We start from the raw sequence: 15,717 nt of genomic DNA on the forward strand, positions 1-15,717 counted from the left end.
TTCATTTGATTCGTAATTATTCATATGAGAAAGGAGGAGAAGACACTATGCCTACTAAAGATGAAAGAGTGTTTGCTGCCCTTATTTATGTGATCAGCTTTTTTACAGCATTTATCGGTCCTTTGGTGATTTGGTTATTGAAGAAGGACTCGTCACAATTTGTGGATTATCACGGAAGGGAATACCTGAATTTTTTCATTTCCTACACCGTATATTCGATAGTTGCAGGGATACTCACTATAGTATTGGTTGGATTCTTGCTATTGCCAGTTATCGGGATAGCTTTAGTCGTATTCACCATCATTGCTGCTGTTAGGGCTTATGAAGGAACGGATTATAGGTTCCCGTTGATTTTCAGGATATTATAGAATGATGTAAAAGGATTCCATTCATTTGGGAGTCCTTTTTTATATGAACCATGTGGGAATTGCCCTTCATTAAAAGGGAATAGATCAGATTAAAGCGAATAAAGTATTATGATAACTACTTCAATGCACTTTTAGTAAGTGGATGCCGGGCGGCTTGTGGTACAGCTAATCAATGTTCGCTTAAGGCGGCAATCTTTCTTGTAAGGAGTGAGGAGCAGAGCAGGGTATGAATATACGTGAATATTATCAGAAAACGAGCAATTCAAATTTTCATGCATCTTGGTGTTCTCTTCTTTTGGCCATTGTATTTTTCATTTGCCATATTTTTGCGATGATACCGGGCAATATATTATTGATAACGTCTCCTTTTATTTTCTTTAGCATTGCCCAATTTGTCAGTCATCGTATATATGAAAATAGAATGAAGGAATTGCCTGATGAACACATCGGGACGAATGCCGGGTTATTTAAAAATGAACATGTTTTATTGACTTTTATGCCAGCACCGACATTGCGCCTGCTTCTCTTTGCGTCGGATGGGTCTCTAATGGGCGAAATACGGGATTTGAATATGAAGTGGTTCATGTGGATGATTCCCAATTTCCTGTCGATGCTCCTGGCCAAGCGATATGAACTGGTTGACCATGAGGGGCGTTTGCTGGCTAAGTACCATATTAAAAGGGGACTTTTCAATAAAATGACGATCATGGATGATCAGGGCGGCATTATTGGATCGTATCAAGAAAATCGGTCATTCGTGAAGATTAATGGAATGATATATAAGGAAGATGGTACGGAATGGATGCCCATTGAAACACCGGGAAGTATGAATTCTTTTGAGATTGCCACAAAAGAAGGGGAAAAGATCGTTTCATATCAAGAAGGCTGGATGCCTTTGGAGTGGGGGAAACGATTCAAGACAAATACACCCATACTTTCTTTTTCATCAAATGTTGATGAAATTCCTAAAATCATTGTCTTTGGGTTCTGTGCAGCCACTTTAAATCATCGTTCAAATTGACTAGGGTTACCCTTTAGCAAATCTTTTAAATATTTGATATAATCATAGTGGTATACTTAGATTAAATACATAATAAAAAGGTGGTAAATATGAGTTTACTTAATGAGATTCTTGATTTTAATGAACAGTTTGTAGAAAAAGGTGAATATGTTAAGTATAGGACTGATAAGTACCCTGAGAAACGTATGGTCATCATAAGCTGTATGGACACTCGGCTTGTTGAACTATTGCCAAAATCCTTGAATGTCAAAAATGGCGATGTCAAAATCCTGAAGACTGCCGGGGCAATCGTCTCACATCCATTCGGAAGTGTCATGCGGAGTATCCTTGTTGCCGTTTATGAGCTAAAGGCAGATGAAGTATTGGTCATACCTCACCATGACTGCGGGATGGCATCAGTCGATGCCGATTCTGTAGTAGAGAAGATGATCGAACGTGATATACCAAAGAGCACCATCGATACACTGGGAGCTGCAGGAATCGATATCCGCAGTTGGCTTCGCGGATTTGATGATGTATATGAAAGTGTTAAGAAAAGTGTGGAAGTGATTAAAGGACACCCTTTGATCCCTAAAAATATTCCTGTACATGGTCTTATCATTTCGCCCGATACAGGGAAGCTGGAATTGGTAGTCGACGGGTATGCGGAACAACAAAAATAATAAATTCATCGAGGCTGTCGGGATTATTTCCGGCAGTTTTTTTCAAATTTTTATCATTACTCTTTATTTTTATCCTTTTTTTTGTTAGAATCGCCAAGTGTAGTTTGTCACTAATACAAACGGGTGGGCGAGGGACAAATTTAATAAGGATACAACATGAAGAAATTAAACTTGGAAACGTTTTTTCATTTTTCCGACTATGGAACGAATGGAAAACGTGAAATCCTTGCTGGAGTGGTCGGCTATTTTACAATAGTCTATATTCTCATCGTGAATTCCCTGATTTTATCGGAAGCGGGCATTCCGATTAATGGTGCAGTGATTGCGACGATTCTTTTATCTGCTTTAAGCTGTGTCATGATAGGACTTTGGGCGAATGTCCCAATCCTCCTCGTTCCAGGAATGGGCGTAAATGCCCTATTTGCTTATACCATGGTTCAAGGAATGGGCCTATCTTGGCAATCTGCTCTTGGTGCTGTGTTTATCTCAGGGGTTATTTTTGTAGTCATTGCTTTTACAAAATACTCTAAGGTAATCAGTGATTCGATTCCAAGTTCAATAAAAGAAGCCATATCTGTCGGTCTTGGCTTATTCTTGATGCTAATCGGGCTCGAGAAAGGCGGGATAATCACGGGAGGTTCATCATCTATCGTCGCACTGGGAGATTTAAGTGATCCAGCAGTGTGTGCAACGGTGTTGACCTTTTTACTGGCAATTACGCTGTTCATCAAGAATGTCCCCGGTAATTTCATGATTACCATCCTGGCAGGTAGCCTCATAGCCTATTGGTTCGGGACGGTTCAACTGTCAAAAATCCATTTTTCAGGCATAGACACAGCTTCCTACGGTGATCTCTTCTTTTCATTATCGTTCTTGGAAGTGAACCGGATTGAATTCTGGATAAGTGTATTTGCGATGACGATGGTTCTTGTTTTTGAAAATATTGGTCTTGTACACGGGCATGTAGACAGTATAAACCGCCAGGATGCTTATAAAAAGTCTCTGCAGGCTACAAGTGTGTCCGTTCTGTTTTCAGGCTTATTCGGTTCGAGTCCAACCGTTGCTACAGTTGAAACGGCAGCTGGAATCGCATCAGGAGGCAGAACTGGTTTTACTTCAGTGGTGACGGGCGTGTTATTCATTCTATCACTGCTATTTATACCGGTGATTAAAGTAATCCCTGATAGCGCCATTGCCCCCATCTTAATTATCATTGGCATTTTGATGCTCGGAAATATAAAAAAGCTGGATTTCAGCGATTTAACCGAGAGTATACCTGCAATCATGATCATCACGATCATTCCTTTCACTTACAGTATTGCCGATGGAATGGCATTCGGTTTCATCCTGTACCCGTTCTTGAAGCTTGTAACCGGAAAAGCGAGAGAAGTGTCAGCCCCGATGTATGTGAGTGCCGGAATGTTTATCGTCTATTTCATCATTGGTATGATCGGTTAATCATTCAAAAGAGCGGTTCGAATGAGTCAATTCTTATTCCAACCGCTCTTTTTTTGGTTTTTTCGTCGGAAAAAATGGATTTATTGTGATTTACGCGATGACACATCCATCTTGAAAATGCTATGATATAGAATATTAAAAAATGATAAATGATAAGCAGCATATTAGAGGATGTGACAGGATGATTATTGAAGGTTTAAAAAGCCATGGTTCAGGAAATGATTTCTTAATCATTGATGAATTGACTACGACCCTGACGTTTACTGAAGAAGAGCGGAAAAGTTTCGCGAAGGCACTATGCAATAGGGAGAGGCTTGGAGCGGATGGTATTTTGTTCGTAATGAAAAGTGAACATGCTGATTGCCGGATGCGTGTCTTTAATGCGGATGGATCGGAAGCCTCGATGTGCGGCAATGGACTTCGCTGTGTTGCACGTTACGCGAATGACGTTCTTGGTCTCGATAAAATGATCGTGGAGACAATGAAGGCAAATCTACTCGTGGAAAAAACGGAAGATATTTATGAGGGCATTCCGACTTTCAAGGTGGAAATTTCCCCTGTAAGTTTTAATGTGAAGGATCTGCCTCTTGTTTTGGTTAAAGAACAGTTGCAAAACGAATCATTGCCGGAACTTCATGATACCCTATTATTTTCGGCATTGGCGGTTCCTAATCCACATCTGATTACGCTCGTCGATAGTGATGTTTTACAAAGTGATTTGCAGGAAGAACTTTCAACAAAGGTCAATCAACCGAATGAGCTTTTCCCTGATGGTGTCAATGTCAGCTTTGTGAAAGAGCTGGAACCGGGGAGCATTTATGTGCGGACATTCGAACGGGGAGTAGGCTTTACGAATGCATGCGGAACGGCGATGTCGGCTTCAAGCCTAGTAACATGCTCTGTTGGTTTAAACGCATTGGAAAATGAAATATCTGTCTACAATAACGGCGGGAAAGTTAAATGCGTGGTCCACCATGATGAAGAAAGCCAAAAGTATTCAATTGATTTAATCGGGAACGCAACCTATGAATTCAAGGTGTCGATTGAAATAGACTTAGATCAGCCTGAAAAATTTGAAATGCTTGAAAAAGAGGATTTTGAATTGGAAACAAGCTTATATGCCAAGCTGCAGGATGAAGTGCAAAGTTATTTGAAAACAAAATTATAAAGAAATTTTCAGACTGCAGGCAAACTCGAAGAAAAGCGAATTTGCCTGCAGTTTTTTATTTAAAAAACGTTGCAGTTGATTTCAGAAATCCGCTCCCTTTCCGCCGGCTGTCTGCCAAGCCGCATCAAAGCAAGCGTCTGTTGGGTCTAGGCCAGCCAGTTATTCGGCAGGAGTGTCGCAAATTTCTTCAATCCAATGATTTTCATCTCATATAAAACAGTAAAAAATCAAGTAGTTTAACCAAGTGTTGTTATAAAAATGATGGTAATAATTCTATTTATAAAATTGAGAAAGGTTTCGGGATGAGACCATGTCGAACCCCATTAGGCCGACAAAAGGGGTTCTATCTGAATTTTTTAAAACAAAGTTGATTGGAATGGAAGGTATGAAACTCCTGCGGGAAAAGCGCGTCGAAGGTAGACCCTACAGGCGGAAAGACCGTCCTCGGAATGCGAGTGCCATACGTTCCAAGCAACGTTCCATTTTACACTCCCTAAGACCAGCTAGTTGTTGGTCTTTTTTTGTTTTAAGAACGACAATACTTCCAAAAAGGCTGGTCCATTATCGACGAGTCTGTAATCCATAAATGCACACCCTTCCCTTTTTATTCTGTTTGGTATGGTTTCAATCGTATAGTCCTTTAACTGGAGACTTTCGTCCACTTCCTCCCAAAACAAAGGTGTGGCCACACCAGCGAAAGAATTTCCCCGTGGGGAATAAGGAAGAATGATGGTTTTTCCTTCACTATGCTGCACAAAGTCCAAGTAAAGTCGATTATGCCGATTTATTTTCATTCTTTCCGTTGTAAAATCATTTGGGTTAGAACTTGTTAAGTAGTTACCAAGAAAGTCGGTGAATATGCGTGTCTCCTGATAAGTAAATCTGTCTTCAGGCAGAGGGATGTGAATTTGCAGTCCCTTGTTACCTGAAGTTTTTACAAAAGCTTTTATCCTTAATGATTCCATCACCTTTTTTATTTCCTGTGCGGCCTTTATCGCTAAAAAGAAAAATTCGATGGAAGGAGGATCCAAGTCCAGGACGATTTCGTCGGGTCGTGTTTTACCCGCTTTCTGAAATGGGGCATGGAATTCCAATGCAAGTTGATTACCAAACCAAAGAAGCGTTTCAATATCGTTACACAGCATATATTCGATATCCTCATCCATGAACGTTTTAATAAACACAGGCGCATAATCAGGTTTGTTTTTCTGGAAAAATCTTTCTTTATCCAAAGTGCCATGAGGATAGCGGATCGTCGTAAGCAGCTTATCCTTCAAGAAGGGTAAGAAGAAAGCTGAAACCTCCCGTAAATAATGCAGGTATTCAACTTTTATCACCTGTTTACCTCCTGTTATCCAAAGCGGTTTATCTCTGGAAGTTATTTGTACAGTATCTGGAAATGTGTATTGGCCTAGCACGAATTTCTCCCAGGTGCATTCGTCGGGAGACGTTTGTAAAAGCCATTGCGAAAACTGAGGCTCACGCAATTCATTTTCCTCATATACGTGTAAGAATTGAACTTCGATGCAAATGGATGGATGGATAAAATAAAATTGTGCGTCTTCGTCTGATGCATTTTGCTTGATCAGTTCATGCAATATTCTTTTATCTTGAGCACTCAGTCCATTTTTAACACTTCCGATTTTCGTTACGGCACCTTCTTTGAAAACTGCGAGGGAGACGTAACCATTTTCTTTGTGCAATGCTGTAATGAAACAAGAAACGGTCTTCCAATTTTTCACCTTAATCCAAGATGAAGTACGTTTTCCTTCTTGCCAAGTACCTCGAATTTCCTTGGCGACAACCCCTTCACCATCTAATAGGGTGACCTTATTCAAGGCATTATCCAAAACGTCAAAACTCTCTATTAATTGTATCAAAGCCTTATCGCTGGGATCAGGCGGCATAGAAAAGCCAAGTTTTGCCCCCATATTCAACATCAATTCCCTTCTTTCTTCCATAGGTTTAGCTGCTACGTCTTTTCCGCTGATGCGAAGCAGGTCAAACGCTATAAACCGGCATGGGGAAAAGCGGGCTTTTTCTGAAATTAAGGATTGTTTCCCAAGGCGTCCTCGCCACTGTATTTGAAAAAAGTCCGCTTTCGCCTGATTGGTAAGCCAGACCAATTCTCCATCTATCTGAAGCGGGAGATAATCTTCCAGGTCCAGATCTTTGATGTAAGCAATGATTTCTGGGAATTGTGGTGATAATTCCTTCTCGTTCCGACTCGAAATGTTTATGGTATCGGAGTCTATCGATAAAATAGCCCTAAAGCCGTCATATTTGACTTCATAACGCCAATCCTTGGAGTTGGGGGCTTCGGGGTAATAGGTTGGCAGCATCGGTTTCATTTTTGTATTTACCTCCGCAAATAATTGATTAACATTATTTTGCCAAAAAAACGAAGTGTTAGAGTTGGCAATTGTTTTTTCGGTTTTTTTTGAACAAAGTGGAATAATAAAATTGTTCTTCTCTTTAAAAATAAGTTATGAGGTGACGAATATGCATACGATGTGGAAGGGGAGCATATCATTCGGTTTGGTGAACATTCCGATCAAACTTCATGCTGCAACGGAGGATAAGGATATTTCTTTGAGGACGTTGCATAAGGAATGCCATTCACCGATTAAATACGAAAAGGTTTGTCCGGTATGCCAGAAAGAAGTGGGGAAGGATGATATAGTCCGCGCTTTTGAGTATACAAAGGGAAAGTTTGTTGTATTGGAAGACAATGAACTAGAACAACTGAAAAAACAAAACGAAGAAAAAGCCGTGGAAATCGTGGATTTCGTTAAAATTGAAGAAATAGATCCCATTTATTTTAACCGGAGTTATTACATGTCCCCTAATGACGGAGGGATAAAAGCTTATTCCCTTTTGAGGCAGGCCCTCAAGGAGTCGAATAAAGTAGGGTTAGCGAAAATCATCATTCGCTCTAAAGAACAAATGGCGGTAATACGAGTCGTTGATAATACCTTGGTGATGGAAACGATCCATTATCCGGATGAAGTCCGCTCCACAGCGGATGTTCCGAATATCCCTGCCAATGATACCATTGTAAAAAAAGAAATCGATACCGCCGTATTATTGATAGATCAATTAACGACTACTTTCGATCCGTCAAAATACACCGATGACTATCGAACCGCGTTACTTGAATTGATTGAATCAAAGAAAACGGGACAGACGGCGATTGCAGCCAAAACAAAAGAACCAGTTTCCAACAATGTAACCGATTTAATGGAGGCATTACAGGCATCCATTGACCGTACGAAACATGATGAACCGGAAAAGAAAAAGACGACCCGAAAGAAAGCGGCACCGAAAAAAAAGAAACAAGCTTAAACAGGAAGCTGAGCGGAAGACGCATGATGTCGCTCGGCTTTCTGCTTGTTTTAGCAAGGGGTTTTGCCTTCTGATAAGGTAATGAAAGTGACTTAACAGGGAGAGAATTACATAGGGAAGGAAAAGTACAAATAGGTAGGTGGATCACGATGCAAGGGACTGAATGGAATTAAAAGAAAATGATGGATTGAAATGAAGGCAAAAAAATTCGCTCCCTAAAGAGCGACAATGAGGAATTCAATCGTGAAAATCAACATATAGGCGAACGGTTGTAGTTTTCGACTATATATTGTGTTCATATTCTACCATATTTAATTCTGAAATAGCAACAAAATTACTGAAACTAACCTATGAATTTTTCTGGAAATCAATGATATTTTGCCCACTTAACCGCGCATGTGGCTTTTGCATATTCAGATTTGCTATATTCTTATAAAAACTACAGAATAAAATGGATTTTTAGTATAATTTATACAATATGAGTTGATATAAATTAAATATGAATGGAAGATGCAAAATGGAAAATGGAAAAATCAAATCACTTCATGCCGGGAAGCCGAAACATGAAATTTTTTCGAATATCGATATCTTTTCAGCCATGGATAAACAAGCACAGGATAATGTGACAGTGACTAAATCAGGCATAATTGGTGATGGGGTAGGTAATGTAAAGTTCCATGGAGGTCCTGATCGGGCTTTGTGTTTTTACCCCTTTGAGCATTATTCATTATGGAATGAAAAATTCTCTAAAAAGCTGGATCTCCCTGCATTCGGTGAAAATTTAACCATAGCGGGGATGAGGGAAGAAACAACTTATATCGGCGATATTTATCAAATAGGCGATGTGATTGTTCAAATTAACCAGGGGAGGATTCCTTGTTCGACCATTTCCCACTTCAATCAAGAACCTAAGTTTTTGGAACTCGTGCTGAAAAAGAGTTTCACTGGTTATTTTGCAAGAGTACTTCAAGAAGGAACGATAAATAAACAAAACGAGATCGTGCTAATAGATCGTTTGCAAGAAAAAATTTCAGTTCATTATGCAGCAGAGGTAATCCTTCATAAACGAGATGGGCTTGAAGGCGCAAACGCTTTACTTACACTAGACTCGTTAGCGGAAGACTGGAAACAAAGGATCTTGAAGAGGGTTCAAGCTGTAAAAGATTGAATGATTTTTGCAAAAGTGAAAAAAATGTTGATCAGGTATTGAAATTGACAGATTATTAATGTAAATTAAATATAATCAAATTTTGAAATCTTATGAAAATTATATAAATGATCTTATCGAGAGAGGTGGAGGGACTGGCCCGAAGAAACCTCAGCAACCAGCTTAGGCAAAGGTGCTAAATCCAGCAAGCAGAGCTTGATAGATGAGGAGAATGTTTCAAAAAACCTTCTTCTTTGAGAAGGTTTTTTTTTTCCTTTTCTCTCATACTCTTAGAATACGACAAAAACATGATTGTTTTTGAGAGAGGGTGTAATGATGAATTTTCGTAAAGAAGTGAAAGAAAGAATGCTGGTTGGGGAAGGGGCAATGGGGACCTTATTGTACTCAAATGGCATCGATCAATGTTATGAGGAATTAAACTGTACGAACCCAGATCAAATAGAGTCCATCCACCGTGATTATTTGGAAGCTGGTGCAGATATCCTTCAATCGAATACATACGGTGCCAATTTCAACAAATTGAAACGGTATGGACTTGAGGATGAAGTAAGCAAAATCAATCGCCAGGGAGTCATTCTTGCTAAAAAAGCGGCAAAAGGTAAGGCATACGTCTTTGGTACCATAGGGTCACAGCGGAGTATCAGGAAATCGGATTTAAGCATGGAAGAGATAAAACGGGGTTTTCGTGAACAGCTATACAGTCTGTTGATGGAAAACCCTGATGGGATTCTCTTGGAAACATTTTATGATTTGGAAGAACTGGAAACCGTCCTGCAAATCGTCAAAAATGAAACTGGACTGCCGATCATCGCAAATGTTTCGATGCATGAACTGGGTAATCTTCAAAATGGAATCCATTTAAATGAAGCCTTTCAAAAACTCGAGCAATTGGGTGCCGATGTTGTCGGTGTGAATTGCCGTCTCGGTCCACATCATATGATTCGGGCCTTGGAAGAAGTGAGTTTGCCAAAGCAAGCATCGATTGCCATATACCCTAATGCCAGCCTCCCGGATTATGTGGATGGAAGGCTCGTCTATAAAGCTGTACCGGAATATTTCGGTTCAAGTGCCCTAGAACTTCGTGAGCAAGGTGCTGCAATCATAGGAGGGTGCTGTGGAACGACTCCCCTGCATATTCAAGCTGTAAAGAATGCGATTAGAAGTTTGGCTCCCGTGAAAGATAAAGTTACGAAATTCCGCGAAATAGAAAAAATTGAAGTGAGCGATAGAGAATTGGAACTTCCCCTGTACGAAAAGGCCAAAACAGAAAGGACGATTCTTGTTGAACTTGATCCACCGAAAAAGTTGGGAATAGAGAGCTTTATGATTGGTGCTGAGGTTTTGAAAAAAGCAGGGGTCGATTCCATTACATTAGCGGATAATTCACTTGCCTCACCAAGGATATCGAATGATGCACTGGCTAATTTACTGAAGAACCAATTGAATATAAAGCCGATGGTGCATATAACATGCCGTGATCGAAATTTGATTGGCCTGCAGTCACATTTAATGGGTCTGCAGACAGTGGGGCTGAACGAATTATTGATCATCACTGGAGATCCTTCAAAAATAGGGGATTTCCCGGGTGCCACTTCTGTTTATGATTTATCTTCGTTTGATCTAATAAGTATGGTCAAACAATTTAATGAAGGTCTTTCCTATTCCGGTCAAAGTTTGGGTCAACGGGCAAATTTTAAAATTGCGGCAGCTTTTAATCCCAATGTGAAATATCTGGATAAAGCCGTACTGAGGATGGAAAAGAAGATTGCCTGCGGTGCTCAATCCTTTTTGACACAGCCAATTTATTCGGTGGAGCAGATCGAGGAAGTATATGAGGCTACAAAACATTTAGATACCCCGATTTTCATCGGTATCATGCCCTTGACAAGCACACGGAACGCCGAATTCATCCATAATGAGATCCCAGGCATCAAATTGCCTGATAATGTTAGAAGGGCCATGGCTTTAGCGGGGGATGACCCTGTAAAGTCAAGGATTGAAGGGGTCAATATCGCGCGAGAGCTAGTGGACGCGGCAAGGGAAAAATTCAAGGGCATATATTTAATCACTCCGTTCCTTCGCTATGAAATGACGGCTGAACTTACGAAATATATTAGAAAAGTCGATAGTAAACAGACATCAGAGGTGGAAAGTACATGAATAAAAAAGCGATTCAAGATCAGTTAAATTCTAAGATTCTCCTTCTTGATGGGGCGATGGGAACCATGCTTCAAGCGGAGAATTTGACGGCAGAGGATTTTGGCGGGGAACAATTCGAGGGCTGCAATGAATATTTATCACTGACGCAACCGGAAATCATCCAATCCATCCATGAAAAATATTTAGCGGCGGGTGCAGATATCATTGAAACAAATACCTTCGGAGCGACGAGCATCGTTCTTGAGGAATACCAAATAAGCACGATCGCCTACAAGCTTAATAAAATTTCAGCTGAGCTTGCCGTTAAAGCATGTGAAAAGTATTCCAATGATGAATGGCCAAGGTATGTAGCTGGCTCGATGGGTCCCACTACAAAAACGCTTTCCGTAACAGGGGGAACGACTTTTGATATTTTAACCGATTCTTACGAAGAACAGGCACGGGGTCTCTTGGATGGCGGGGTGGACTTGCTATTGGTGGAAACCTGTCAGGATATGCTTAATGTCAAGGCTGCCTTTTCCGGAATCAAAGCAGCATTCGCTAAAATAGGAAAAGATGTGCCAGTCATCATATCAGGAACAATCGAACCGATGGGCACGACACTTGCTGGCCAGTCCATAGAAGCTTTTTATTTATCGGTTGAACATATGAAGCCCGTTGCTGTCGGCCTTAATTGTGCAACAGGGCCGGAATTCATGATAGACCATATCAGGACACTTGCAGATATATCAAATAGCGCCATCAGTTGTTATCCAAATGCCGGGCTCCCTGATGAAGAAGGCCACTATCATGAGTCACCTACTTCCCTGGCAGAGAAAATGAAGCAATTTGCCGAAAAGGGATGGGTCAATATCATTGGCGGATGTTGTGGTACGACACCAGAGCATATTAAAGAACTTTCCAGGGTCCTCGAAGGCATGAAGCCCCGTGCAATTACGGAAACAGCCCATGGTCATGCCGTATCAGGCATAGAGCCGCTCATTTATGATGATTCAATGCGTCCTTTATTCGTAGGTGAAAGAACGAATGTTATCGGTTCCCGAAAATTCAAGGAGCTGATTCGTGGAAAGCATTACGAGCCAGCTGCCGAAATTGCACGTTCCCAGGTAAAAAAAGGCGCCCATGTCATTGATATCTGTCTTGCTGATCCTGATGGGGATGAGCTTGGCGATATGAAGGAATTCGTAGAAGAGGTCGTCAAAAAAGTGAAAGTCCCATTGGTCATCGACACTACGGATGAAGCCGTACTTGAACAAGCATTAAAACATTCACAAGGAAAATCGATCATTAATTCCATAAACCTTGAAGATGGTGAGGAGCGATTTGAAAAAATAGTACCCTTCGTCCATCAATATGGTGCTGCCGTTGTCGTAGGAACCATTGATGAAATTGGGATGGCCGTCGATGCTGAACGGAAATTGGAAGTGGCTACAAGGTCTGTGGATTTGCTCGTTAATAAGTACGGTCTAAACAAAAATGACATCATTTTTGATCCGCTGGTTTTCCCTGTAGGCACAGGGGATGAACAATATATTGGATCTGCATTGGAAACGGTGAATGGAATAAAGGCGATTAAAGAAAAGTTTCCGGAATGCCTAACGATACTTGGCATTTCGAACGTTTCTTTCGGTCTGCCAGCGAGGGGAAGGGAAATATTAAATGCAGTTTTCCTTTACCATTGTACAAAAGCGGGTCTCGATTATGCTATCGTGAATACAGAAAAACTTGAACGTTTCGCTCTGATACCTGAAGAGGAAGTGAAATTGGCTGAGGCACTCCTGTTTGAGACATCTACAGAAACTTTAGCGATCTTTACTGAATTTTATCGTGGAAAAAAAGCGGAGAAGAAGGATAATGGTGTGATCCTGCCATTGGACGAACGTTTAGGCAACTATATTATCGAAGGAACGAAAGAAGGATTGATTGATGATTTAAATAAAGCAATTGAGCGCGGTGATAGCCCTTTGGAAATCATCAATGGACCATTGATGGATGGCATGAGTGAGGTGGGTCGGTTATTTAATGACAACCAACTTATTGTCGCAGAGGTGCTTCAGAGTGCTGAAGCGATGAAGGCGGCTGTATCTCACCTTGAACCACTAATGGAAAACTCTGAAGATAGCGCTAAGAAAGGAAAAATCCTGTTGGCGACTGTCAAGGGAGATGTGCATGATATCGGGAAAAACCTAGTGGATATCATCCTATCGAATAATGGCTATGAAGTCATTGATTTGGGAATAAAGGTCGCACCGCAACAAATCATTGAAGAGGTTCGAAAACATGAGCCTACCATCATTGGTCTATCTGGGTTACTTGTCAAATCTGCACAGCAAATGGTTTTAACTGCACAGGATTTAAGGCAAGCGGGAATAGATACCCCAATTTTAGTGGGAGGGGCAGCATTATCACGTAAATTTACCGATTTTAAAATATCACCTGAATATGGAGGACCGGTTTTATATTCCAAAGATGCGATGGATGGTTTGGCTGTAACGAATATTTTACATGATTCTGACAAAAAAGTGGTGTACTTGGAAGAGTTAGTCGAGAAACGAGAAAGATCGAAAGCGAATGCCGCCATTGCTGCCAAGATGGAAAAACCTGTTCGTAAGCAGTCCACAGCTGCCCCTATAAGTGATGTTCCTGTTCAAAAACCGCGTGACATCAAGCGTCACGTCCTGAAAAACTATCCAATGGATGTCATCCAGCCCTATATAAATAGGCAAATGCTGATTGGTCATCATTTGGGGTTAAAAGGTAAAGTTACCGAATTGCTTAAGCAAGGGAATGAAAAAGCAGTGCAGCTCAATGATCTCGTTGATGAATTGATTGAGTTCCTAAAGACGGAACCGGATTATGGCTTGAATGCCGTTTATCAATTTTTCCCTGCCCAAAGCGAAGGGGATAAGCTATTGGTATACAACCCGGACAATCATCATGAGGTTTTGGAAACTTTCGACTTTCCCCGGCAAGACACGAATCCGCATCTTTGTTTAGCGGACTTCGCGAAACCGATCTCCTCCGGGCAAATGGATTATGTTGGTTTCTTCCTGGTCACTGCCGGAAAAGGGATCAGAAAATGGGCAGAAAAATTAAAGCTTGAAGGTGATTTCTTGAAAAATCACGCCCTTCAATCACTTGCTCTCGAAACAGCTGAAGGGTTCGCGGAAAGAATTCATCAATTAATGAGGGATGATTTAGGTATAAGCGATCCGATTGAAATGTCCATGAAAGAGCGATTTGCCGCTAAATACACCGGGCAAAGGTTTTCATTTGGTTATCCTGCTTGTCCTAATCTGGAAGACCAGGAGAAGCTATTCCGCCTGTTACAACCTCAAGATATTGGCGTGGAATTGACTGAAGGATTCATGATGGAACCAGAGGCTTCCGTTTCAGCCATTGTATTTGCACATCCTGAAGCTCGTTACTTTAATGTCGATCGATAACTCATTTAATAAAGGCAGCGGTATTTTTTACCGCTGCCTTATTGCGCATGAAACCCCTTAATTGGTACATCTTAATGGACAAAAAGGAAGGGGATGCAACACCTATGAAGAATATGCTGAAATTATTTCTTTCCGTGGCCGGTTCTTTCATTATTATTTTGTTTGGTGTGGATGTGCAGAACATTCAAGTAGATGCAATGGTTCCTGAAGAGATGACACCGCTCCTAAAAAGTAGGGAAAATCAGAAAATCGCTTATTTGACTTTCGATGACGGACCATCTTTGAATACCATGGAGATATTGGATATTTTGGAACGCTATCATGTTAAGGCCACATTTTTCGTAAAAGGTAACGAAGAACCATACGCAAAGGAATGTTATCAGGAAATGATTTCGCGCGGTCATGCGGTTGCCCTTCATTCTTATACACATGATTATTCCATCGTTTATCGATCGACTGAGAGTTTCTTTCAAGATTTGAATAGGCTTGAAACCATGCTGCAAAAGGAGTATGGGATAAAAAGCCGTATTGTGCGCCTTCCTGGCGGCTCGAATAATCGTCTGCGGCATCAGGCTGCAACGAAACCCATCATCAATGGTATCCTTCAACAACTAAAGGAAAAAGGGTATATTTACATTGATTGGTCCATTGACTCGACAGATGGCTTCAGTCCGTCAATAAGTGAACAACAAATCATTACTGCTGTACAAAAAGGGACGAAAAATCAAAAGCATGTTAATATCTTATTGCATGATATCAATAGTATGAAACATACTGTGAAAGCATTGCCTGATATAATTGAATTTCTTAAGAAAGAAGGCTATACCTTTGATACTATTGATGAGACAACTCCAAAAATGCAATTTAATTGATGAACACATTGTTTATCTATAGTAAATTAAGGTATAGGGATAAGAGATT

11 protein-coding genes and 1 riboswitch are annotated in these 15,717 nt (G+C 40.7%); of the genes, 10 read left to right on the top strand and 1 reads right to left on the bottom strand.

Features of this window, described 5'->3' with window-relative positions:
* Positions 1-47: 47 nt before the first annotated feature.
* The 5 genes from QFZ73_RS22850 (at position 48) to dapF (ending at position 4,677) form a co-directional block, all read left to right on the top strand.
* Positions 48-368: a DUF4870 domain-containing protein gene (locus QFZ73_RS22850; protein WP_034311189.1), complete on the top strand. Its 321-nt coding sequence runs from the start codon at positions 48-50 to the stop codon at positions 366-368.
* 226 nt (positions 369-594) lie between these two features.
* The gene (locus QFZ73_RS22855) at positions 595-1,389 is read left to right on the top strand and encodes a hypothetical protein (protein ID WP_307271040.1); all 795 of its coding nucleotides are present in this window, start codon (positions 595-597) and stop codon (positions 1,387-1,389) included.
* Between the two features lie 89 nt (positions 1,390-1,478).
* Complete coding sequence (locus tag QFZ73_RS22860) at positions 1,479-2,051, top strand: beta-class carbonic anhydrase (RefSeq protein WP_307271043.1); 573 nt, start codon at positions 1,479-1,481, stop codon at positions 2,049-2,051.
* Between the two features lie 156 nt (positions 2,052-2,207).
* Positions 2,208-3,509 (top strand): NCS2 family permease, encoded by a 1,302-nt coding sequence (locus tag QFZ73_RS22865; protein ID WP_251428582.1) that lies wholly within the window; start codon positions 2,208-2,210, stop codon positions 3,507-3,509.
* A gap of 181 nt (positions 3,510-3,690) precedes the next feature.
* Complete coding sequence (dapF, locus tag QFZ73_RS22870) at positions 3,691-4,677, top strand: diaminopimelate epimerase (protein ID WP_307271047.1); 987 nt, start codon at positions 3,691-3,693, stop codon at positions 4,675-4,677.
* A 503-nt stretch (positions 4,678-5,180) separates the two neighbouring features.
* Here dapF and ligD read toward each other — a convergent pair.
* Positions 5,181-7,028, bottom strand: coding sequence for a DNA ligase D (gene ligD / locus QFZ73_RS22875; protein WP_307271050.1), 1,848 nt, complete (start codon positions 7,026-7,028; stop codon positions 5,181-5,183).
* 151 nt (positions 7,029-7,179) lie between these two features.
* Between ligD and ku the strand changes: the two genes are divergently transcribed.
* The 5 genes from ku (at position 7,180) to QFZ73_RS22900 (ending at position 15,668) form a co-directional block, all read left to right on the top strand.
* On the top strand, positions 7,180-8,022 hold the full coding sequence (gene ku / locus QFZ73_RS22880) for a non-homologous end joining protein Ku (RefSeq protein ID WP_251428591.1): 843 nt from the start codon (positions 7,180-7,182) through the stop codon (positions 8,020-8,022).
* 517 nt (positions 8,023-8,539) lie between these two features.
* Positions 8,540-9,190, top strand: a complete 651-nt coding sequence (locus QFZ73_RS22885; RefSeq protein ID WP_307271055.1) for an MOSC domain-containing protein — start codon at positions 8,540-8,542, stop codon at positions 9,188-9,190.
* Positions 9,191-9,300: 110 nt separating this feature from the next.
* A riboswitch (SAM riboswitch) is annotated at positions 9,301-9,399 on the top strand.
* Positions 9,400-9,505: 106 nt separating this feature from the next.
* Entirely contained in the window at positions 9,506-11,350 is a 1,845-nt protein-coding gene (locus QFZ73_RS22890; RefSeq protein ID WP_251428597.1) for a bifunctional homocysteine S-methyltransferase/methylenetetrahydrofolate reductase, read from the top strand.
* Positions 11,347-14,796, top strand: coding sequence for a methionine synthase (metH, locus tag QFZ73_RS22895; RefSeq protein ID WP_307271059.1), 3,450 nt, complete (start codon positions 11,347-11,349; stop codon positions 14,794-14,796). Before QFZ73_RS22890 ends, metH begins: the two co-directional genes overlap by 4 nt.
* Positions 14,797-14,900: 104 nt before the next feature.
* A complete protein-coding gene (locus QFZ73_RS22900; RefSeq protein ID WP_307271062.1) occupies positions 14,901-15,668 on the top strand; it encodes a polysaccharide deacetylase family protein in 768 nt (255 codons plus the stop codon).
* Positions 15,669-15,717: the final 49 nt, after the last annotated feature.

Source organism: Peribacillus sp. V2I11 (assembly GCF_030817135.1).
GTDB classification, from domain to species: Bacteria; Bacillota; Bacilli; order Bacillales; family DSM-1321; genus Peribacillus; species Peribacillus simplex.